Source organism: Streptomyces neyagawaensis, assembly GCF_023516595.1.
Classification (GTDB): Bacteria; Actinomycetota; Actinomycetes; order Streptomycetales; family Streptomycetaceae; genus Streptomyces; species Streptomyces neyagawaensis.
Genome location: NZ_JAMGBG010000011.1, coordinates 46920 through 67657 on the forward strand (window position 1 = coordinate 46920; position 20738 = coordinate 67657).

Consider the following 20738-nt stretch of genomic DNA (forward strand, 5'->3'; position numbering starts at 1 on the left):
GCCAGGCCCCGTGGTCAGCGTTCAGGGCGCCCCGCTCATCGGCGAGGTAGCCCACGAAGAGGCCGTGCGTATCCCGCTCGGCGCGGATCCTCTTCAGACGCTCCCACGCCGCGGCGGACAGGAACCGGACCTGCCGGGTCGCCAGGTCGGAGTGCCGCGTCAGCGGGCCGGCCGCGAGCCGAGCACCACGGCGTTCTCGTGGACCACCTTCAGCACAGCCGCGGGGCGCCGGTGGGGCAGCCGACGGTTGAGGAGCCGTTCGGTCCGCGCCCCCTCGAACGCCGGGTCGTCGCGGAGGATCAGCTTGCCGACCAGTCCGTCGGGCATGTCCGCGCGCCCGCTCACGCCGGCGCCTTCAGGGCCTGGAGCGTCTCGCCCATGATGCGCCCGGGATCGGCGTCCGGCGTCGGACTCATCTCCCACCGCGCGAGCTGGAGACTGTTGTCCAGCACCATCCTCACCCGGGGGAACCGGCGGGCCATGAAGGCCGGCAGCACCGACTCGACGGGGTCGTCGCCGGTCAGCATCTCGGCGAGGACGACGGCGTCCTCCGCGCACATGGCGGCCCCCTGGGCGATGAGCGGCGGACAGGCGTGCGCGGCGTCGCCGATGACGAGTGAGCGCCCGCGGTACCAGGGGTCCTGGACCAGCACGGACTCGATCCACTGGTAGTTCACGACGGCATCGTCCGCGAGGCCGTCGCGGATCTCGCCCCAGATACCGCCGTATCCCTCGGAGCGCTCCTTGAGGACCTTGCCGCCCGGATACTCGCCGACGTGCGCGCGGTCCAGGTTGCCCTCCAGCAGGTAGGCGTAACAGAGATCGGCGGAGATGGGGCTGTAACCGGCCTTGTACTTGGGGCCGTTGTAGTAGACCTCCGCGCAGTCCATGGCCGCGGGCCGCGGCGCGACCACCCGCCAGATGCCCATGCCGACCGGCTGGGGGACGGTCTCGATGCCGAGCATGCTCCGCACTTGGGAGCGGATTCCGTCGGCGCCCACCAACAGGTCGGCGGTCACGGTGGAGCCGTCGCTCAGCGTGGCGGTGACCGCGTCGCCGAGGTCGGTGATGTCGGAGACGGTGGTGCCGAGGCGTACGTCGACGCCGACCGCGATAACCGCGCGGGCGAGGATGCCCGCCAGGTCGGAGCGGAGCGCGCCCATCGTCGCCGGGAGGTCCTCGCCGCCGGTGCGCGGGGTGGGGAACTCGGCGATGACCGAGCCGTCCGCCGCGTTCTTCAGCCTGAGCAGGTCGAAAGGGACGCCGTGGGCCATCAGTTCGTCGAGGACGCCGACGGCCCGGAACGCCTTCAGGGCGTTGCCCTGGATGGTGATTCCGTGGCCGGCTCCGGTCCACTCCGGTCTGATCTCGGCGAGGACGACGTCCACGCCACGCTGGGCCAGGGCCAGGGAAAGCACCGATCCGGTGATCCCTCCGCCCACGACGAGTACCCGGGACACCCGTGCGTCGGTCATCGCGTTGTTTCCTTCCCGACAAGAGTGAGAAATACAGACTCCCGGAACGTAGGCGCGGCGGCGACCGTCCGTGAACTCAGCGATACGAATGCCTGGCATCTCTCGCCGTGAATTCCGCGTGTCGTGGACGGCCCGTAGCGTCAAGGTCATCCACCACCCCGCCAAGCCCCCGAGGAGAACCAGATGGGCTATGTCGTCGTCGCGACCTGGACAGCGAAGCCGGGCAAGGAGGACATCGTCCTCGACGCGATCGAGAAGCTGACCCCGCCGTCCCGTCAGGAGCCGGGAAACCAGTTCTACCAGGCGTACCAGGACCCCTCGAACCCGTCGGTGTTCCGGCTCTTCGAGATCTACGACGACGAGGACGCCTACGCCGCCCACGGCGCTTCCGAGCACTTCGCGGAGTACGGCCACGGCCAGGCCATCCCCGCCCTGGCCGAACGCGAGCGTGCCTTCTACGAGACGATCGGCTGACGATGCGTCTGGCCGCCTTCCGATTCGCCGAGGACCCGCCGGCCGAGCGCCGCGTCGGCCTCGTCATCGGCACCGCCGCTGAACTGCGGGTCCACCCCTTCCCGGCCGGCACCGACCTGATCCGTCTCCTCGCCGCCGACCCCACCTCGCGGGACGAGGCGGCCGACAAGGCCGCGGAGACCGACGGGCACCCGCTCGGGGACATCCTGCTGCTGCCGCCGGTCTACCCGGTGGCGATGCGCGACTTCCTCACCTTCGAGGCCCATGTCGAGGGCGTGAGCCGCGGGATGCAGGGCGCGGGCGCCGTCGAACCCGAGTGGTACGCGGCGCCGTCCTTCCTGTTCATGGCCCCGCACGCCGTGCATGGGCCGTTCGACGACGTGGCGGTCCCACCCGACACCGAACGGCTCGACTTCGAGCTGGAACTCGCGATCGTGACCTGCCGCGACATCCGCAACGCCACCCCGGAGGCCGCGGCGGCGGCGATCGGAGGCTACCTGGTGATGAACGACTGGTCGGCCCGCGACATCCAGGGCCGAGAGATGCGCATCGGCCTGGGACCGTCCAAGGGCAAGGACTTCGCCACCACCATCGGCCCCTGGGTGGTCACCCCCGACGAAATCGACGCCTGGCGCAGCACGGGCGGCCTGGTCGACCTGGGGATGACCGTGCGCGTCAACGGCGTCGAAGTCGGCTCCGACCGGTCCGGCAACATGAGCTGGTCCTTCGAGGAGATGCTGTCCTACGCCTCACGCTCGTCCTGGGTGAAGGCCGGAGAGGTGATCGCCTCCGGCACCTGCGCCAGGGGAGCCCTCGCGGAGACCTGGGGCCGCACCGGAACCCTCGAACCACCGCCCCTGCGGGCGGGTGACGTCGTCGAAATGGACATCGAGGGCATCGGCATCATCCGCAACAGGCTGGTCGTCTCGCAGGAGACCGCCCCGCCGATCCCGGCCGCGCGCCGCCATGTACGAGAGGAGGCCTGAGTGCCGTCCATCAACACCGTCGACCCCGCCACCGGCAAGCCGCTCGCGACCTACCCGGCGCACGGCTGGGACGAGATCGACTCCGTCCTCGACCAGGCGGCAGGGGCGTTCACCACCTGGTCCTCGACCTCCGTCGAGCAGCGCGGCGACCTGCTGCGCCGGGTCGGCGCGCTCCTGACCGAGCGGCGCGAACGGTACGCCGCCCTGATCACCGCCGAGATGGGCAAGCCGCTCGCCGAGGCACGTGGCGAGATCGACAAGTGCGCCTGGACCTGCGGGATCGTCGCGGACCACGCCGCCGACTGGCTGGGCGACCACGAGGTCGCCAGTGCCGCGGCCCGCTCCTGGGTGTCGTACGAACCGCTGGGCGTGGTGTTCGCGGTGATGCCGTGGAACTTCCCGTTCTGGCAGGTGCTGCGGTTCGCCTGCGCCGCGCTGGCCGCCGGTGACGCCGCCGTGTTGAAGCACGCGCCCAACGTGACGGGCTGCGCGCTCGCCGTCGAGACGCTCTTCGCCGACGCGGGCGCGCCGCGAGGACTGTTCCGTTCGGTGCTCGTGGCCGACGACGACGTCACCGACCTCGTCCCGCGGATCATCGCCGACGACCGGGTGGTCGCCGTCACCCTCACCGGCAGCGAACGTGCCGGTGCGGCCGTCGGAGCCGCGGCGGGCGCGGCACTGAAGAAGAGCGTCCTCGAACTCGGCGGCTCCGACCCGTTCGTGGTGCTCGACGACGCCGATCTCGCGGCCGCCGCCGAGGCCGCGGCGCGCTCACGCTTCGGCAACGCCGGACAGAGCTGTATCGCCGCCAAGCGGTTCATCGTCGCCGACGCGATCGCCGACGAGTTCACCGCGCTGCTGGCCGATCAGGTCGAGCGGATCGCGGTCGGCGACCCCACGGCCGACGGCACGACGATGGGACCGCTGGCCCGCGCGGACCTGCGGGACGCCCTGCACCGCCAAGTGACCGACACCATTCGCCAGGGAGCCGTCCTGGTCACCGGAGGACGGCCGCTCGACGGGCCCGGTTTCCACTACGCGCCCACCGTCCTGGACCGGGTCGAGCCGGGCATGACCGGCTTCACCGAGGAGACCTTCGGGCCGGTGGCCTGCGTCGTGCGGGCACGCGACGACGACCACGCCGTGGCGCTGGCCAACGACACCGAGTTCGGACTGGGCGCGGCCGTGTGGAGCGGGTCCGGGCGGGGCCTGGCGGTCGGGAGCCGGATCCGCTCCGGGGCGCTGTTCGTCAACGCCCTCGTCGCCTCCGACCCCCGGCTGCCGTTCGGCGGCATCGGCCGCAGCGGACACGGCCGGGAGCTCGGCGCGGAGGGCGTCCGCGAGTTCACCAACGTCCGCACCGTCTTCGTCGGAGCCGGCCCTGCCGCGGACCCGGCCACAACCTAGTGAGGGACCCATGAGCAGCAACACGCTCGCCCATGTCGGGATGAAGCGGCTGGTGCTCGACCGCATCCCCCTCTTCGTCATCGACGGGAGGCAGCCCGGCCCTCGGCTGAGCGCCCCCACCCCAAGGGACACAAGATGAGCGACAAGCCCAACGAGTTCGGCATCACCCATCTACGGCACGTCGACCTCGCCGTACCCGACTACGCCACCCAGCGCGCCTTCTACACCGACACCTGGGGCCTGACCGAGGTCGGTTCGGACGGCGACCTCTCCTACCTGGCTGCCGAGGGATCACCCGAGCAGTACGTCGTCCGGCTGCGCCACGCCGCTGACAAGCGCCTCGATCTGATCGCCTTCGGAGCCGTGGACCGGGCCGCCGTCGACGCGCTCGCGCAGTGCCTCGGCAGTGCCGACGTCCCGCTCGTCACCGAACCCGGAGACCTCGCGACCGCCGGCGGCGGCTACGGGTTCCGGTTCTTCGACGTCGACGGCCGCACCGTCGAGATCTCCGCCGACGTCGAGGTCCGTACGCACCGCAAGGTCGAGGAGGGCGAGTCGGTCCCGGTACGGATCTCGCACGCCGTCGTGAACTCGACCGACATCGCCCGGACCCGGTCCTTCTACGAACGGCACCTCGGGTTCCGGCTCAGTGACACCCTGCACAAGGACGACATGGGTGATCTCATGCACTTCATGCGGTGCAACGACCGGCACCACAGCCTGGCGATCGCCCACGGCCCGCACACCTCGGTGCACCACGTGTCCTTCGAGATGCGCGGCATCGACGAGTACCTGCGCGGCACCGGCCGGGTGATGCGCGCGGGCATCAAGAAGGTGTGGGGGCCCGGCCGCCACCTGGCCGGCAACAACACCTTCTCCTACTTCCTCGATCCGAGCGGCAACACCATGGAGTACACCACCGAACTCGAACGACTCGACGAGGACGCCTGGCATCCGCACATCTACGACGTGGACGACCCGCTCACCCAGGACCAGTGGGGGACCGCCGATCCGATGAGCGAGCTGATCGCCAAGGAGAGCTTCAACGACGTGGACCGCGGCGTGTTCGTCGCGCCGCCGGTATGAGGGGGCGGGCCATGGGACGGGTCGCCGGGAAGGTCGTGGTCGTGACAGGCGGCGCCCGGGGCCAGGGCGCCGCCGAGGTGGAGGCGCTGGCACGGGAAGGCGCGACGGTGCTGGCGACCGACGTGCTCGACGCCGAGGGCCACGCGCTCGCGGGGCGGCTGGCGGCCGACGGACTGCAGGTCACCTACCTGCCTCTCGACGTCCGCGACCGGCAGGCGTGGGACGCCCTCGCCTCCTACCTGGAGGAACATCACGGGCGGGTCGACGCCCTCGTCAACAACGCCGGGGTCGCCGCCCGGGACCGCATACCCGACGTGGACCCGGAGGCCTGGCGGCGCACCTTCGACATCAACGTCACCGGACCGCTGCACGGCATCCAGGCGCTCGTCCCGCTGATGCGCGCGGGCGCCTCGATCGTCAACGTCTGCTCGGTGGCGGCCATGGCGGGGCACGTCGCGGCCGCGTACACCGCCAGCAAGTGGGCTCTGCGGGGCCTGACCCGCACCGCCTCCCTCGAACTCGGCGGGCGCGGCATCCGGGTCAACGCCGTCATGCCGGGCCTGATCGAGACCCCGCTGATGGCGTCGGCGTCACCCGCCTTCACCTCGGCGGCGCTGGCCGAGATCCCCCTGGGCCGCGCCGGGACCCCGGCCGACATCGCGCCGCTGATGGTCTTCCTGGTGTCCGACGAGTCCGCGTACGTCAACGGTGCCGAACTCGTGGTCGACGGCGGTCTCACGGCCCATGTCTCCCACAAGGGCATCGCGGACGCCATCGCCGCGCCGTAACCGGTCGTGTTCGAGCCGTACTCAGTAAGGACCAAGAGAAATGTTCGAGTACTTTCCCGGCAACTACATCTGGAACCTCGGTGTGGTCGCCACCCTCAACAGCGGCGGCACCATCGACGAGGTGGACCGGGCCTGCCGTCCCATCCGGGAGGCGGCCGCGCGCGGTGACGCGGGGACCACGGACTTCATGAAGGCCTGGCAGGGCGTCGCCGACTAGCTGGAGGAGCAGGCCCGGCAGGCCGAGGACGCGGGACACCGGCGCACCGCGGGCCAGAAGTACCTGCGCGCGGCGACGTACGTCTGCCAGGCGGAGCGGATGCAGAGCGTCTCCTCACCGGGGCGCACAGCGATCTACGAACACTGCCTACGCCTGCTGCAGAGGTCGTTCGAGCTGCTGGACCCGGCCACCACCCGCGTCGAGGTGCCCTTCGAGGGCACCGCGCTGCCCGCCTACTTCACCCGGGCCGAACCCAGGGACGGACGCCCGGCCCCCTGCGTCATCATGTGGAACGGCCTGGACAGCACCAAGGAGCACATGTACACCTCGGGTTGGTGCCACGAGCTCGCGGCCCGCGGCATCTCCACGCTCATGGTGGACTGTCCCGGCAGCGGCGAGGCCCTGCGGCTGCTCGGGCTGACGGCGCGGGTGGAGACCGAGGACTGGGCACGGGCCTGCGTCGACTACCTGGAGACCCGGGACGACGTCGACGCCGACCGCGTCGGGCTCGTCGGCTGGTCGCTCGGCGGTTACTTCGCGCCGCGCGCCGCGGCCTTCGAGAAGCGGCTGAAGCTCGTCGTCGCGTGGGGCGCCAACCACAACTGGGGCGAGGTGCAAAAGCGCCGACTGGAGCGGGAGGGCGAGAACCCGGTCCCGCACTACTGGGAGCACGTCCTGTGGGTGTGGGGCGAGCCGGACGTCGACACCTTCATCAAGAACGCCGAGCGCATCACCCTGGACGGGGTCGTCGACAAGATCACGTGCCCGTTCCTCGTCACGCACGGCGAGAACGACCGGCAGATCTCCGTCGAGTACGCCCACCGGTCCTACGAACAGGCCGTGGGCAGCCCCAAGCGGGAGTTGCGGGTGTTCACCGCCGAGGAGGGCGCGACCGAGCACGTCGGCCTCGACCACCTGCCGCACGTCGCCTCGTTCACCGCCGACTGGGTCGCCGACACCTTCGCCGAACTGACCTGACACGCACGGCAAAAGGCGCCGCCGTCGACCGGGGGAGCGATCGACGGCGGTGACCACAGGGGCCGCGGTGGCGGAAGGAGGGGCTCAGTCCCTCGGACCGCCCCGCATCAGCCCGTTCAGGCCGGCGCCCGGCAGCGTCTCGGCGAGGGCGTCGTCGAACCGGCCGTCCACCAGGATGAACGCCACCCGGGCCGGTACATCGCCACGGTTCGCCCAGGCATGGTCGGTGCCACGCTGGACGACGACGTCGCCCGCGCGCAGCGTGACCTCCGAGTCGTCCAGCACCAGCGTGATCTCGCCCTCCAGCACGATGCCGTAGTCGACCGACGCGGTCCGGTGCACCGGCGACTGCAGACCCCGTTCGTCCAGGTGTCCCGGCTCGAACTCGTTGATCCGGATCTTGGTGCCCGACGGGGGCGGCGGAACCGCCAGTTCCCGCTCGGTGGGGTCGGCCTCCACCGCGGCGATCGGGGCCGGGGCGCCGGTCGTGTTCCAGATCTCGTGGAAGGCCACTCCGTCCTGCGGGAGGGATCGGCTCACGGGCACCGGCCCGTCCGATACGACGACGGAGACACCGGTCGGCGAATGCCCGGTGACCACCCGACGAGGAATTCCTCGACTCATGCTGCCTCGATTCCGTTCCGTGTGAGGGGGCGGCGGCCGCCGCACGCCGAGTCAACGAGAATCCCCCCGCCGGCCACAAGATCCCTCTCCATCAGCAGCGGCGATGGGTGCCATTGCCGCCTTGCCGCCCTGCCGACCCGGCGGCCTGAACAGACCCCTGCCGGCCGTTTCTCGTGATGCCGGGTATCGCCCAGCCCAATGATCAGTTGACGGAGAACTCGGATCCCCCTTCGGATGCTGAGGTGACCTGATTCGCCCGGAGGCGACATACTCCAGCCCCTGCCTGTTCCGACGACCTCTTCGACTCGGTCACTGTCCGCGACCCTTACCCGGCCCACCGAGACTTCGCGACCTGGCTCCGCGTCGGCCGTCGTGCCGGACTTCATCGGCTTTCCGCAGGTCGGCCGGGAGCATCACCGCGGAACCGGAGCTCGCGATGAGCGGCATCCTGCGGACCTACACCTCCGTCCCGGTCGCCCTGCACCGGTGACCCAGACCGGATCGGAGCAGCACCATGCGCATCAACGTCGACCGCAGCCGGTGCGAAGGGCACGGCCTGTGAGAGGAACGCGGCCCTCGTGTCTTCGCACTCGATGACGACGGCGAGCTGATCTACCACTTCGAGGGCACCGACGTGCCGGCCGAGGCCGAGGCCGTCGCCGCGTGCCCTGGCGTCGCACTGCGCCAGGCCGGACCGGCGCAGCGAGCGGGCTCCGCCGGATCGTCGTCGTGGACGGCTCGATCGCGGGAGCGACGGCGGCCACGGCCCTGCGCGAGCCGGGATTCGACGGGGACGTCACCGTCATCGGCGACGAACCGCACGCGCCGTACGCCCGGCCACCGCTGTCCAAGGCGATCCTCCACGGCGACGAGCCGCCGGAGGCGGCGGCACTGGCCGTGACCGCGGAGGGCGTCGACTGGATCCGCGGGACCGCGGCGACCCGGCTCGACACCGACGCCGGGCGCGTCCACCTCGAGGGCGGGGAGGCTGTCCCGTACGACGCTCTCGTCATCGCCACCGGCGGGCGGGCACGCAGTCTGGACGGGGCCGAGCTCGAAGGCGTGCACGTGCTGCGCACCCTGGACGACGCCGCCGCGCTCAGCCGGGCGTTCGCCGCGCGCCCCCGGGTCGTGGTGGTCGGCGGCGGCTACCTCGGCATGGAGATCGCGTCGACGGCTCTCAGTCTCGGCCTGCGCGTCACCGTGGTGCACATGGCACCTTGCCTGGTCTCCCAGCTGGGCCCACATCGCCGAGTCGATGAGCCGTGAATCCATCGCGCCGGACTCCTGGGGAGCGGCCGTCTACGACGCTGTCGACCGGGGAGACGTGAACGAGGAGGAGGCGATCCACCTCATGTCCGCCTACCTCGTCCCCAGCATGGACACCACCATCAACGCCATCAGCAGCGCCATCAGACCGCTCGCCGAGCACCCCGACGCCTGGGCCGCCCTCCGTCAAACCCCGAGCTGGCCAAGCCGGTGCTGGAGGAGACACTGCGCTTCGAATCCCCCGTCATGTTCTTCGCCCGCGGCGCCACGCGCGACACCACCATCGGTGGGCAGCCGGTCAGCGCGGGTGGTCGCGTGGTCACGCTGATGCTGTCGGGCAACCGGGACGAGCGGCACTTCCGTGACCCCGACACCTTCGACGTCTCCCGCATGGCCGCCGACCACCTGGCCTTCGGCCACGGCATCCACTCCTGGGCCGGCCAGGGCCTGGCCAGGATGGAGGGCCAGGCGATCCTCAAGGCCTGGGCCCGCCGGGTGCGGGGCATGGAGATCGTCGGGACACCCGAACGCCGCCTCAACAACACCATCCTGGGCCTGGGCCGACTCCGCCTCCGAGTCGAGGCGGACGGCGGCTGAGCTTGACTCTGTTGGGGATCTTGAGGATCCCCGGCGGGGCAGCATGATCAACGGGCATGCTCGGCTCTGTTCAAGGACCGATGCAGTTGTCGAGGTGCCCCGTTGCCCGTTGTCGCTCCACGCCCGCTCTGGTGAGCAAGTCCCGTCTCTGACCGTGCGGATGGCGCGAGCGAGCAACCCGGGCGGCACGACGGCGATGTGGGTGAGAGACCGCCTGGCGGGCTGTGGCGGGACGAGGACTTCGCCGACTGGTATCCGCGCGATGGCCGCCCTGGGCTCGCGCGCGCCCAGCCGGCCACCGTCTGCTTACTGCAGTTCCTGCTCGGTCTGTCGGACCGGCAGGCGGCCGAGGCTGTTCGCTGCCGCATCGACTTCAAGTACGCGCTGGCCATGGAACTGGACGATCCCGGCTTCCACCACAGTGTGCTGGCCGACTTCCGCAAGCGTTGCACCGGGGACGGCCGAGCCGACCGTCCCCTCGACCTCGTGCTCGCACGCCTGAAGGATGCCGGCCTCGTCCGCGAAGGAACGAGTTCCTGAGCAGGTCCGGTGGGACTTCACATGCCGGGCTGGGTTGCGTCGAGGGCCTGTTCTGCCCAGATGGTCTTGCCGGTCTCGCCGTGGCGGGTGCCCCAGCCGCGGGTCAGCTGGGCCACCAGCAGCAAACCACGGCCGCCCTCGTCGTAGGTCTGGGCCCGGCGCAGGTGGGGGGCCGTGTTGCTGGCGTCGGAGACCTCGCAGATGAGGTGGCGGTCGTGGATCAGCCGTAGCTGGATGGGCGGGGCGGCATGGCGGATGGCGTTGGTGACCAGTTCGCTGATGATCAATTCGGTGACGAAGGATACTTCCATCAGGTCCCAGGCCATGAGCTGGGCGGCGACGAGCCTGCGGGCCTGGGCCACGATCGCCGGGTCGGCGGGCAGGTCCCAGGAGGCGACATGCCGGGCGTCGAGGGTGTGGGTGCGGGCGATGAGCAGGGCGATGTCGTCCGTGCGGACCTCGGGCGGGAGCGCGCTGATCACTGTGTCGCAGAGGTTGTCCAGGCCGACGGCGGGCCGGGCGAGCGCTGTGCGTAGCCGCGCCAGCCCCTCGTCGATGTCCAGGTTGCGGGACCCGATCAGGCCGTCGGTGTAGAGGGCGAGGATGCTCCCCTCAGGAAGCGCGACCTTGGTGGCCTCGAACGGCAGGCCCCCCAGGCCAAGCGGGGGGCCGACGGGCGCGTCCAGGAAGTCCACGGTTCCTTCGGGGGTGAGCAGGGCAGGCATGGGATGGCCGGCGCTGGCCAGTGTGCACGTTTGTGAGACCGGGTCGTACACGGCGTACAGACAGGTGGCGCCCAGCCCCCCGGCGGCCTCGGCGACCTGGTCGGCCGGCGACGCGCCGCCCGTGTCTGCGTCTGCCGCCAGCCGGACGACCAGATCGTCCAAGTGGATGAGCAGTTCGTCCGGCTGCAGGTCGACGTCGGCGAGAGTGCGCACGGCGGTGCGCAGCTGTCCCATGGTGGCCGCCGCCTGAATGCCGTGCCCGACCACGTCGCCGACGACCAGGGCTACCCGTGCGCTGGACAGCGGGATGACGTCGAACCAGTCGCCGCCCACTCCGGCGAGCGCGCTGGCAGGCAGATACCGGGAGGCGACTTCCACGGCCGTCGGCTGCGGCAGTTGTTGCGGCAGCAGGGTCTTCTGCAGTGCCGTCGCGGTGTCGCGCTCGTGGGTGTACCGGCGGGCGTTGTCGATGAACACGGCTGCCCGGCCGGTGAGCTCTTCTGCCAGCAGCAGATCGTCCTCGCTGAAGGGCTCCTGCCGCTGGTGCCGGATGAAGACGGCAATGCCGAAGGTGGTGCCGCGAGCACGAAGGGGCACGGCCATGACGGAGTGCATCTTGAATGCGCGGACTGCGGCTTCCCGGCTCGGGTGGCCCATCGACCAGTCAGCATTCGATGCGTCGAATTCCGCGCGGAGCACGGCCTTGCCTGTGGCCAGGCACTCGGCCGTCGGGGAATCCACGGCGTAGGCGTCCACCTCGCCGAGGGGGACGACCGCCTCAGGAATGCCCGGGAGTATGGACTGGTGCGCCACACGGCGCAGACGGACCGCTCCCGGGTGGGCGGTCCCAGGGCGCGGGCCGGAGCCGACGAGTAGATCGACGGTGGCGAAGTCGGCGAACTCCGGGACGGCCACCTCCGCCAGTTCCTGGGCCGTGCGCGCCACGTCAAGGGTGCTGCCGATGAGGACGCTGGCATCGTTGAGCAGTTGCAGCCGCTTGCGCGCCCAGTACTGTTCGGTCATGTCATGGCCCGCGACGCCCACTCCGCGCACGGCACCGCTCTCGTCCCGCACCGGGTACGCGTGCATGGACCAAGCATGCTCCCGGCTCTCGCCAGGGGTCTGCCCGTAGGTCTCCAGGTGCTGTGGCTCGCCGGTCTCCAGTGCCTGACCGACAGCCCGCTCGATCCGTGCGATTTCCGGGTCGAGGTCGAACTCCGAGACCCGCAGTCCTCGCATCTCAGCCTCGGTGAGCCCCAGGGCGCTTTCCGCGTAGGCGTTGGCCCGGCGCAGGCGCGCATGCGTGTCGAACAGATTCAACGCGCAGCAGGGAGACTGTTGGAAGCTCTGCTCTATAAGCGGCTTGTCCTCCGGGGTGATGGCCCCTGTGATGGGACAGACCAGCAACCAATCCGAGCCCGTGTCGCTCTTTGTCCGGTCATGAGCGATCAAACCGCACTCCACTCGGTGCCCATTGCGGTGCCTCAGCCGCACCCGGCCACTCCACCTCCGCAGCGCCTTGATCTCGCGCAGCGTCTCCGGGGGAAGATCCTCATCGAGGAGGCGTACGGCCGGCTTCCCGACGACCTCGTCCGGCCGATGGCCCAGCAACTGGCGGGCGCCTTCGCTCCACCCCGTCACGATGCCCTGCTGATCGACGACAGCCCAGGCCGCGCCACCGTCATCGAACACGTCGCCAGGCTGGCCCAGCCGTGCAGCGGCCGGGATCCGTCGGTGTTCCATCGCCGTCTCGCTTCTACCGGGGCCCGGGGGCTTCGGGGGGCTTCCGCCTGCCGACACCAGTTTGCAGGCCGACCTTGTATCCCCATGTTGCTACGCTTCACCCGGCGACGCCCGGCTAGGATCTTCAGTCACATCAGGCATGTCAGACATGTCGGCCATCCGATGGTCACTGTGCGGATCTTTGTCCGCGGGCAGGAGTGGAACAGCGGATCCGCCGGGCAGTCTGCAACGGACACGATGCGCCCCTCTCGACAGAGCCCGTCCGCGCAGTCGCACGAGCGGTCGGTACGTCCAGGGCCTCCGGGACCGCTCCCTCGCCGACTGGGCCAGGTAGGACTCCGCCTCACTCTGGAAATCGTCAAGCGCAGCGACGACATGCGCGGCTTCGCCGTGCTGCCTCGACGCTGGTGCGTGGAGCGCACCCTGGGCCGGCTGTCGCGCTCGCGGCGTCTGGCCCGCGACGGCGAGACGCGGCCCGCCATCAGCGAAGCCGTCGTGCAGTGGTCGATGGCCGTGCTCATGAGACGTCGCCTCGCCTGCCACCGACCCTGTGGTGAAACCCTCGAGCCACCCGGGGATCACTGAACCGTGCCACGGGCTCGTTCACCACGGCCGGGACTGGTGACGGCCGAACCGGCTCCTCCGGCGCAGCATCCGCTGCCAGCGCCTCGGTCAGCTCAGCCAGGCCAAGCGGTGCGGGCGACCGACCGCGGCGTGGTTGATCTTTCTGCCCTGCCGTTCCAGGGCGGCGAGTGCGGTCAAGGCTCGCTGGCGTTTGTCGATGCCGGCGCGCCGGCGGGCCTGGGGCGAGGGTGTGCGGGTTGCCGCGGGGGGTTCCAGCCGGGACGGTCTGGAGACGGTGCGAGCGGCAAAAGGGTGTGGGTGTTGCAGCGTTGCCGCCGGCCGGCCCCCTAAACCGACCTCCGGGCGGGAGATCGGGCACCGGGAACCATCCAGAGGATGGATAGGTGAGATCTGCCAGTTGAATGGCGTAAGGGGTAGGCGACAGGGAGTAACTTGCCCAATAGTCGTGCAAGTCAAGACGCCCCCTCATTCCTCCGGGCGTTTCCCTTCGGTGCACTGGCGCTCCGCGGTGTGGCAACGCCACGCGGCAGCCAGCCACGTGCCCTGCCACCGCCCACGTGGAGGCCTTGCGTGCCCGGTTTCACCTCCTCACCCGTCCCCACCGACGGTTTCGCCGTCCGGAGCACCGAGCCCGTGCCGGAATCCGGGGGCAGTCTGCGCTTGACGATCCTGATGAGCGGGAGTTGTCTGCCGGTCCTCGGCGCGGTGCTACTCGCTCCCGTGCTGCCGAAGCTGCAGGAGCTGTTCAGGACGGTGCCGGACGCGGACGTACTGGTCCCGTTGATCCTCACGATTCCCGCGCTCACGGTCGCCCTGGTCGCCCCCCTCGCGGGTGTCCTGCTCGACCGCCTGGGACGCAGGATTCCGCTGATCGTCGCGACCGTCCTGTACGCGCTGTTCGGCACCGCTCCGCTGTGGCTGGAGTCGCTCGGTGCCATCGTGGCCAGCCGTGCCCTCCTCGGTGTCGCCGAGGCCTTCGTCCTGACCTCCTGCACGACGCTGATCGGCGACTACTACACGGGCCGGGCACGCGACCGCTACCTGGCCCTGCAGACGGTGTGCGCCACCATTTCCGCCACCGCCTTCTTCATACTCGGCGGGGCGATGGCCACCACGGACTGGCGCGCCCCGTTCCAGCTCTACGCCGTCGGGCTGCTCCTCGCCCCCGCGATGGCCGCGTTCCTGTCCAAGCCCGGGCCGGTCGCCCCCGTGGACGAGGCGCTCACCGTCGGGCATCGGCCCTCCTCGGTCGGCCGGTTGGCCGGCGTCTGCCTGCTCTCGGTGTTCGGTGGCATCGTCTTCTACGTCGTCCCGGCCGAGACGGCCTACCTGATGAACGGCCTGGGCATACAGTCCAGCACCCTCATCGGCATGGTCACCGCAATTGCCAGCACGGCCACGGTCATCGGCTCGGTCATCTTCGCCTCGATGATCGGCCGGCCGGAGCGCAGACTGGCCGCGATCTTCGCCTTGTGCGCAGCAGGGTTCGTACTGATCAGCCTGGCCCACAACGTGGCGATTCTGATCTTCGGCACCTTCCTGAACTGCATCGGCACCGGCCTTCTGCTGCCCACGCTGCTCACCTGGGCCATGTCGAAGCTGGAATACCGCAACCGTGGCCGGGGCACCGGACTGTGGATCGCGTCGTTCTTCCTCGGGCAGTTCCTCTGCCCACCCGCCCTGCTCACCCTCAAGTCCACCACCGGCCACCTCACGACGGCCGTCGGCGCCCTCGGCCTCGCCTGCGCGCTCGTGGCGGCCGCACTGCTGCCCCTCCTCCGGAAGGCCAGCCCGCAAGAGACCCTGCAAGCGTGAGCCCGGGCCGGGCCATCCGTCTCCCGGCTCAGCACCGCGCGACATATTGAGCTTCTTCGAGCTGGTCCCTGATCAGGTGACAGGCTGCGAAGCGCAACGAGCGAGGCCCCTGAGCTGTCGATCGAGATGCCTGAGGTCTCAACAACGCTGCTCGGGGGCCTCGTTGGTCACCTGTCCTGCCGCACTCGACCTGCCGCATGCGCTCGGGAGAAGCACAGCGCCCTTGCCGCCGCCGGGCAGTGACGGACAGACTCCGCTGGGGAGGTTCGACAGCATCCCCGTAGGCTCACCACGAGCGGTTGCTCAACTCGTCTGCCGCGGGCACTGCAGCGTTGGGTGCCCGGGGCGGACGGCTTTCCTCGGGCGGGCACCGGTGGGCCGGTTCGGCCGGCGCATTCACCCTTGGCCGGAGCCGGCGGGTCGATCACGAGTCCCTGACAGCCTCGCTCCATGCCGACCGAGATGACACCCCGTGGGCGGGCGGCCTCAGGTCCGCATCGTCCTGGCTGGTCAGGCGTCGTCGCGCAGCTGGGCAAGCCCGCTGAAAAGAAGTTCGAGTCCGAAGGAGAACTCGTCCTCGATCGGAACGGGCATCGACCCGGCGACGGTGACCGTTGCGGGGAACGAGGCTGGATCGACGCCCTGAAAGACGGCGGACAGTTGCGCGTCGTCGAGTTGCCCGCCGCCGGGCGGCCCAAAACCGGTCGGAGCCCGGTCGACCGGGGACGGTCGGGCTCCAAGCATCACGTGATCTGCGATGCCACCGGCGTCCCGCTCGCGGTGGCGCTGACCGGCGGCAACCGCAATGACATCACCCAGCTCATGCCGCTTCTGCAGGCGGTCCTACCGATCCGCGGCAAGCGAGGATGACCGCGGCAGCGACCGCGGGAGCTCTAGGCAGACCGCGGCTATGACCACGACTGCTACCGCCGCCAGGTCTGGGCGAAGGGCATCAAGCCCGTGATCGCCCGTCGTGGCACTGACCACGGTTCCGGCCTGGGCACCAAGCGGTGGGTGGTCGAGCAGACGATCGCGCTGCTGCACTGGTTCGGCCGCCTACGTATCCGCTGGGAGATCCGCGACGACATCCACGAGGCGTTCCTCAAGCTCGCCTGCTCGCTGATCTGCGGGCGCCGCCTGCGGGTCGCATTCCGTTAGAAGCTCTTAGAACTGAGTGTCAGGAATGTGTACCTCCATCCCGGCCATGTCGGCTGTCACAGGGATTTGGCAGGTGAGGCGGCTGTTGAAGTTGCGTGCCGCCGGTACCCCCTCGAGGATCATCTCCTCGTTTTCGTCAGCCGGAGGGAGGAGCGGCAGGTGCTTCTCGTCGATGTAGGCGTGACACGTTCCGCAGGAAGCGCAGCCGCCGCAGTCGCCGATGATGCCGGGCACGAGATGGTCGAGTGCCGCTTGCTTGAGGCTCTGGCCGACGACGGCCTCCACGGGGTGCGGTGTTCCGTCGGCCTCGATGAACTTGATCACTGGCACGTCAGGCACGCCTTTCTGTGGTGAATTGGTGTCGCTTCATCAGTTCGGACAGCGGGAGATCTTCGGAGGCGGCTTCATCCCCGGTCATGGCGGCCCGGGCCGTGACGAGTTGCCGGGCGGCCGTGAAATCCCGCGGCCGGTTGACCGCGTGCAGGCCGGTGATGATGCCGTTGCGCAGATACACCACGCTGAAGGAGTTCGATTCCGGGTCGCCGCGGACGACAGCTGTGTCGCCGGTCTGCGGCAGGCCGGCCATCTGGAGTTTGTGGTCGTACTGATCGGACCAGAACCAGGGCGCCGTAAAGCGCTCGGTCGGCCTTCCGCACAGGGTCCGGGCCGCGATTCTGGCCTGGTCAGTAGCGTTCTGAACGGATTCGAGGCGTACGCTGCGGCCGAGGAAACCGTGCCACTGTCGTGTGCAGTCGCCCGCGGCGACGATGTCGGGGTCCTCGGTCCGGGCCACGGCGTCGACCAGGACACCGTCGTCGACGGCCAGTCCCGCGGTGGCGGCGAGGGTGTCGTTCGGAGCGATCCCCACGCCGGTCAGGATCAGGTCGGCTCTGACCACGGTGTCATCGCTGAGTTCGGCAAGGAGGGCTCCGTCGCGCCGGGCGACGCTGCGGACGGACACCCCTGTGCGCAGATCGACACCATTACTGCGGTGCTCGCGTTCGACGAAGGCGGAGACGGCCGGTGGGCACGTCCGGGCCAGGACTCGCGGCTGGGCCTCTACGAGCGTCACCGCGATCCCCATGTCGGCCGCGGCGGCCGCCGTCTCCAGGCCGATGAATCCGCCACCGACGATCAGCAGGGTTCCACCGGACTGCAGTTCCTGACGCAGCGCGATCGCGTCGTCGAGGTGATGCAGAGTCCTGCCTGCGACGTGGCCGGGGCCGAATCGGAGAGGACGCGGACTGCCACCGGTGGTGAGGGCCAGCTTGTCGTAGCGCAGCGTGCGGCCGTCGGCCAGGGCGACGGATCGTGTCCGGCGGTCGATCCCGACCGCGGCAGTGTCGAGTTCGATCTCGATGCCGGCGTTGGTGAAGGCATCCGGGGCGCGAGTCCGCAGTGCCACCTGATCGACTTTGCCGTGCAGGAACGCTTTGGACAGCGGCGGGCGCTGGTAGGGCAGGTGGGGTTCGGCCCCGACGAGCAGGATCCGGTCGCTGAAACCGTTCTGCCGCAGTGCCACGGCCAGTTCCGAGCCGGCCTGTCCCGCACCGACGATGACGACGGTCTTCACCGGTGCACCCGTCGGATGGTGACCGGCAACGCCGTCAGCTGCCGCATCATGGAGTGGGCCGCCCATTCGTGATCGTCCGCGACCAGTGCGATCTCGACATCGGGCGCGGTCAGCGCGGTCACGGCGATCTCGGTGAGCATCCGGGCCACGTTCCTGCCTGGGCACAGATGGGCACCGCCGCCGAAGGTCGCGCCGTGCTGGATCTGCCGGGTCAGCCGGTAGCTGTCGGGGTCGTCGAAGACCTCGGGATCGCGATTCGCCGCGGCCCACATCATGACGACCGGCGTGCCGGCGGGGACAAGGACGCCGTTGTACTCGACGTCCTGCAGCGTCAGTCGCTGACTGAGCATCAGCGGGGACTCCAGACGTGTGCCCTCGTAGAAGACACTGGTGACCAACGCCGGGTCGGCACGGACCTGCTCCAGGGCCGTCCCGTCGCTCAGCATGCGGAAGACCACGTTCTCGATCGCCACACCGATCGTGTGGAAGCCGTCGAAGAAGTTCGAGGCCACCAACGAGCCGATGTCCTCCGGCCTGCCCTCCATGTCGATCGTGGTGAGTTCGGCCGCCATGTCGTCGAGGAGCGCGTTGCCTCCGTCCGACCAGGCCTTTTGAACGGCTTCTCCGACGACGTCCATGTACGTCGCCGCAGCTGAGAACAGGCGCTGCGACTTGCTCGGGCGTGCGGGTGAGCAGGAATGTCAGGCTCATCTCCTCCATGAGGTGCTGGACGTGCGCCGCCTGGTCCCTGCTCAGGCCGAGTTGCTCGGCCCAGAAGCGGGTGACGAACCGTCCGGCGAACTCCCGGGAGAAGTCGGTCCGGTCGCGCCCGGCGCACTCCTCGACAAGTTCCTGTGCGAGGCGTTCGGCGGCGGGAGCGAAACGGAGGATGTTCCGGGGCATCAGTTGCCGGACCAGGAGATTGCGGTACGGCTGATGCAGCGGAGGGTTGGTGGTGAACACCTGGTTCCGCAGGAACCTGCCGTACCCTTCGGTCTGTTCGGGATCCGGTTTGGTCACGGGCCCGGAGCCGAGATCCGCTTCGGTGGCCATCCACAGGACGATGTCCGCGGGCACGTTGCCCAACGCCGGATTCGCCGCAAGCGTTCTGGCGTCCTTGTTACGGAGCACGACGAGACTGTTCATCGGGCCCCGGAGGAAGTCGGTTCCTTCTCGGCCCCGCAACTCCCGTGCCGCTTCCACGAAGTCGCGTGAGAAATCGTCGAACGGGATCAAGTCCTCAATGGCGGGAAGATCTGCCACCGAAGTCAGCTGTGTGGAGGACATGGGTTTAACTACCACCTTTCTGTGATGAGTTGTGGACAGGGCCGGGTCAGTCGCCCAGGACTCGTCGCAGGTATGCGTTGGCGAAGCGCCGATCCGGATCGAGGCGGTCACGCAGTGCGGTGAATTCACCGAAGCGTGGATACGCCGCCGCGAAGTAGTCGGCGTCACGTGTGTGCAGCTTGCCCCAGTGCGGGCGTCCGCCGTGCGCGGTGAAGATGCGCTCCGCCGCGGCGAAGTACTCACGGAAGGGCATGCCCCGGTAGGTGTGGACGGCGATGTATCCGCTCTCACGGCCCGACGCCGTGGAGAGGGTGATGTCGTCCGCCGGTGCTGTACGCACTTCGACGGGAAAGCTGATCCGCAGATCCGAACGGTCGACCATGGCCTTCACCTCGCGCAGGGCGTCGATCAGTGCCTCGCGCGGGAGGGCGTACTCCATCTCGATCATCTTCACGCGGCGGGGGGATGTGAAGACCTTGTACGGGATGTCCGTGTAGGTGCGGGCGGAAAGAGCCCGGCTCGACACCCTCGCTATGGCCGGGACGGCGGCGGGCACGGCCCGCCCCAGCGAGTTGATGGCCTGGAAAACACCGTTGGAGAGAAACTCGTCCTCGAACCAGCCTCTGAACCGGCCCATCGGGGCGAGCGGACCTGTGCTGCGGTTGTTGCGCAGGGTGTTGCAGTTTCCGGTGTGCGGGAACCAGTAGAACTCGAAGTGCTCGTTGGCCGCGTGGAGTTCGTCGAAGGCCGCGGTGACCCCGTCGAACGTCATCGGTTCGTCGTGCGCGGTGAGAAGGAACAGCGGTTCCACGGCGAACGTGAGGGCACTGACGACCCCGAGCGCGCCCAGCCCGATGCGTGCGGAGGCGAACACGTCCGGGTTTTCCTTCTCGGAGCACGTGAGCAACGAGCCGTCCGCCGTCACCAGTTCCAGGCCGCGTATCTGTGCCGCGATCGCGGCCGAGTTGCGGCCCGTGCCGTGGGTGCCCGTACTGGTCGCGCCGGCGACGGTCTGCTCCATGATGTCGCCCATGTTGGTGAGCGACAGGCCTTCCCGGGCCAGGGCGACGTTCAGGTCCCTGAGCCGTGTGCCCGCTTCCACGGTCACGGTTTTGGCCTCCCGGTCGATGGCGCGAATGCCGGTCAGGCGGTCAGGCCGTATCAGCATGCCCTCCGCCGCGGCAGCGGCGGTGAACGAGTGGCCGCTGCCGACGGGCTTCACCGGCAGGCCGTCCTCGGCGGCCTCGCGCACAACGGCGCAGAGCTCCTCGACCGAGGCGGGTGCGACGTCCCTCACCGGGCGGGCCGTGACGTTCCCGGCCCAGTTCCGCCACACACCCCTGTTCGCGCGGTCCTTACCCGCGTGCGCGCCGTAGCGGGTCGTTGCCATGTCCCTCTTCTCCCCTCGGTG

Annotated in this window: 21 protein-coding genes and 1 pseudogene; 14 read left to right on the forward strand and 8 right to left on the reverse strand. The window is 69.6% G+C overall.

Translation table 11 applies throughout. The features are described from left to right. Nucleotides 1–159: 159 nt before the first annotated feature. Together M8J73_RS06660 and M8J73_RS06665 are read right to left on the reverse strand one after the other, a co-directional pair. Nucleotides 160–345 carry a hypothetical protein gene (locus M8J73_RS06660; RefSeq protein WP_055539748.1) on the reverse strand — a complete coding sequence of 62 codons (186 nt, stop codon included), beginning with the start codon at nt 343–345 and terminating at the stop codon, nt 160–162. Beyond that, nucleotides 342–1475, reverse strand: coding sequence for an FAD-dependent monooxygenase (locus M8J73_RS06665; RefSeq protein WP_055539747.1), 1134 nt, complete (start codon nt 1473–1475; stop codon nt 342–344). The genes M8J73_RS06660 and M8J73_RS06665 overlap by 4 nt, the downstream gene beginning before the upstream one ends. Nucleotides 1476–1658: 183 nt before the next feature. Between M8J73_RS06665 and M8J73_RS06670 the strand changes: the two genes are divergently transcribed. The 8 genes from M8J73_RS06670 (at nt 1659) to M8J73_RS06700 (ending at nt 7411) form a co-directional block, all read left to right on the forward strand. After that, nucleotides 1659–1949 carry a putative quinol monooxygenase gene (locus M8J73_RS06670; protein WP_055539746.1) on the forward strand — a complete coding sequence of 97 codons (291 nt, stop codon included), beginning with the start codon at nt 1659–1661 and terminating at the stop codon, nt 1947–1949. Nucleotides 1950–1951: 2 nt separating this feature from the next. Next, nucleotides 1952–2935 carry a fumarylacetoacetate hydrolase family protein gene (locus M8J73_RS06675; RefSeq protein WP_055539745.1) on the forward strand — a complete coding sequence of 328 codons (984 nt, stop codon included), beginning with the start codon at nt 1952–1954 and terminating at the stop codon, nt 2933–2935. Beyond that, a complete protein-coding gene (locus M8J73_RS06680) occupies nt 2936–4342 on the forward strand; it encodes an aldehyde dehydrogenase family protein (protein WP_055539744.1) in 1407 nt (468 codons plus the stop codon). 10 nt (nt 4343–4352) lie between these two features. Then, nucleotides 4353–4481 (forward strand): hypothetical protein, encoded by a 129-nt coding sequence (locus M8J73_RS44710; protein WP_274757648.1) that lies wholly within the window; start codon nt 4353–4355, stop codon nt 4479–4481. After that, nucleotides 4478–5428: a VOC family protein gene (locus M8J73_RS06685; RefSeq protein ID WP_055539743.1), complete on the forward strand. Its 951-nt coding sequence runs from the start codon at nt 4478–4480 to the stop codon at nt 5426–5428. Before M8J73_RS44710 ends, M8J73_RS06685 begins: the two co-directional genes overlap by 4 nt. A gap of 11 nt (nt 5429–5439) precedes the next feature. Continuing rightward, nucleotides 5440–6216 carry an SDR family NAD(P)-dependent oxidoreductase gene (locus M8J73_RS06690; RefSeq protein ID WP_107424007.1) on the forward strand — a complete coding sequence of 259 codons (777 nt, stop codon included), beginning with the start codon at nt 5440–5442 and terminating at the stop codon, nt 6214–6216. A gap of 40 nt (nt 6217–6256) precedes the next feature. Continuing rightward, complete coding sequence (locus tag M8J73_RS06695; protein ID WP_206187887.1) at nt 6257–6433, forward strand: hypothetical protein; 177 nt, start codon at nt 6257–6259, stop codon at nt 6431–6433. Between the two features lie 99 nt (nt 6434–6532). Next, nucleotides 6533–7411, forward strand: a complete 879-nt coding sequence (locus tag M8J73_RS06700) for an alpha/beta hydrolase family protein (RefSeq protein WP_206187886.1) — start codon at nt 6533–6535, stop codon at nt 7409–7411. Between the two features lie 84 nt (nt 7412–7495). On the opposite strand, the gene M8J73_RS06705 is transcribed toward M8J73_RS06700, so the two are convergent. Continuing rightward, nucleotides 7496–7951 (reverse strand): cupin domain-containing protein, encoded by a 456-nt coding sequence (locus M8J73_RS06705; RefSeq protein ID WP_206187885.1) that lies wholly within the window; start codon nt 7949–7951, stop codon nt 7496–7498. Nucleotides 7952–8764: 813 nt separating this feature from the next. On the opposite strand from M8J73_RS06705, the gene M8J73_RS06710 reads away from it, so the two are divergent. The 3 genes from M8J73_RS06710 (at nt 8765) to M8J73_RS45205 (ending at nt 10441) form a co-directional block, all read left to right on the forward strand. After that, on the forward strand, nt 8765–9304 hold the full coding sequence (locus M8J73_RS06710; protein ID WP_055539740.1) for an FAD-dependent oxidoreductase: 540 nt from the start codon (nt 8765–8767) through the stop codon (nt 9302–9304). A gap of 210 nt (nt 9305–9514) precedes the next feature. Then, on the forward strand, nt 9515–9901 hold the full coding sequence (locus M8J73_RS06715; protein WP_055539739.1) for a cytochrome P450: 387 nt from the start codon (nt 9515–9517) through the stop codon (nt 9899–9901). Between the two features lie 198 nt (nt 9902–10099). Continuing rightward, nucleotides 10100–10441 (forward strand): transposase, encoded by a 342-nt coding sequence (locus tag M8J73_RS45205; RefSeq protein WP_240501391.1) that lies wholly within the window; start codon nt 10100–10102, stop codon nt 10439–10441. 17 nt (nt 10442–10458) lie between these two features. Here the strand turns inward: M8J73_RS45205 and M8J73_RS06725 are convergent, their stop codons facing one another. Then, nucleotides 10459–12909, reverse strand: coding sequence for a SpoIIE family protein phosphatase (locus M8J73_RS06725; RefSeq protein WP_055539738.1), 2451 nt, complete (start codon nt 12907–12909; stop codon nt 10459–10461). Nucleotides 12910–14064: 1155 nt separating this feature from the next. Between M8J73_RS06725 and M8J73_RS06735 the strand changes: the two genes are divergently transcribed. Then, entirely contained in the window at nt 14065–15309 is a 1245-nt protein-coding gene (locus M8J73_RS06735; RefSeq protein ID WP_249828346.1) for an MFS transporter, read from the forward strand. Between the two features lie 684 nt (nt 15310–15993). Beyond that, a pseudogene (locus M8J73_RS06745) lies at nt 15994–16467 on the forward strand (IS5 family transposase); the annotation flags it as partial. 6 nt (nt 16468–16473) lie between these two features. Here the strand turns inward: M8J73_RS06745 and M8J73_RS06750 are convergent. Genes M8J73_RS06750 through M8J73_RS06760 form a run of 3 tightly spaced genes read right to left on the reverse strand, consistent with a single transcriptional unit; the run spans nt 16474 to nt 18678 of the window. After that, nucleotides 16474–16797 carry a 2Fe-2S iron-sulfur cluster-binding protein gene (locus M8J73_RS06750; RefSeq protein ID WP_055540508.1) on the reverse strand — a complete coding sequence of 108 codons (324 nt, stop codon included), beginning with the start codon at nt 16795–16797 and terminating at the stop codon, nt 16474–16476. 1 nt (nt 16798) lies between these two features. After that, on the reverse strand, nt 16799–18040 hold the full coding sequence (locus tag M8J73_RS06755; protein ID WP_055540490.1) for an NAD(P)/FAD-dependent oxidoreductase: 1242 nt from the start codon (nt 18038–18040) through the stop codon (nt 16799–16801). Beyond that, nucleotides 18037–18678 (reverse strand): cytochrome P450, encoded by a 642-nt coding sequence (locus M8J73_RS06760; protein WP_055540491.1) that lies wholly within the window; start codon nt 18676–18678, stop codon nt 18037–18039. The genes M8J73_RS06755 and M8J73_RS06760 overlap by 4 nt, the downstream gene beginning before the upstream one ends. On the opposite strand from M8J73_RS06760, the gene M8J73_RS06765 reads away from it, so the two are divergent. After that, nucleotides 18677–19255 (forward strand): hypothetical protein, encoded by a 579-nt coding sequence (locus tag M8J73_RS06765; protein WP_055540492.1) that lies wholly within the window; start codon nt 18677–18679, stop codon nt 19253–19255. The genes M8J73_RS06760 and M8J73_RS06765 overlap by 2 nt on opposite strands. A gap of 118 nt (nt 19256–19373) precedes the next feature. Here M8J73_RS06765 and M8J73_RS06770 read toward each other — a convergent pair whose 3' ends face one another. Further along, a complete protein-coding gene (locus M8J73_RS06770; protein ID WP_055540493.1) occupies nt 19374–20717 on the reverse strand; it encodes a D-arabinono-1,4-lactone oxidase in 1344 nt (447 codons plus the stop codon). Nucleotides 20718–20738: the final 21 nt, after the last annotated feature.

Coding starts and splice junctions, on each gene's coding strand:
- M8J73_RS06665 (WP_055539747.1), bottom strand. CDS start 1,475: ATGACCGACGCACGGGTGTCCCGGGTACTCGTCGTGGGCGGAGGGATC.
- M8J73_RS06670 (WP_055539746.1), top strand. CDS start 1,659: ATGGGCTATGTCGTCGTCGCGACCTGGACAGCGAAGCCGGGCAAGGAG.
- M8J73_RS06675 (WP_055539745.1), top strand. CDS start 1,952: ATGCGTCTGGCCGCCTTCCGATTCGCCGAGGACCCGCCGGCCGAGCGC.
- M8J73_RS44710 (WP_274757648.1), top strand. CDS start 4,353: ATGAGCAGCAACACGCTCGCCCATGTCGGGATGAAGCGGCTGGTGCTC.
- M8J73_RS06685 (WP_055539743.1), top strand. CDS start 4,478: ATGAGCGACAAGCCCAACGAGTTCGGCATCACCCATCTACGGCACGTC.
- M8J73_RS06690 (WP_107424007.1), top strand. CDS start 5,440: ATGGGACGGGTCGCCGGGAAGGTCGTGGTCGTGACAGGCGGCGCCCGG.
- M8J73_RS06695 (WP_206187887.1), top strand. CDS start 6,257: ATGTTCGAGTACTTTCCCGGCAACTACATCTGGAACCTCGGTGTGGTC.
- M8J73_RS06700 (WP_206187886.1), top strand. CDS start 6,533: ATGCAGAGCGTCTCCTCACCGGGGCGCACAGCGATCTACGAACACTGC.
- M8J73_RS06725 (WP_055539738.1), bottom strand. CDS start 12,909: ATGGAACACCGACGGATCCCGGCCGCTGCACGGCTGGGCCAGCCTGGC.
- M8J73_RS06765 (WP_055540492.1), top strand. CDS start 18,677: ATGTACGTCGCCGCAGCTGAGAACAGGCGCTGCGACTTGCTCGGGCGT.
- M8J73_RS06760 (WP_055540491.1), bottom strand. CDS start 18,678: ATGGACGTCGTCGGAGAAGCCGTTCAAAAGGCCTGGTCGGACGGAGGC.
- M8J73_RS06770 (WP_055540493.1), bottom strand. CDS start 20,717: ATGGCAACGACCCGCTACGGCGCGCACGCGGGTAAGGACCGCGCGAAC.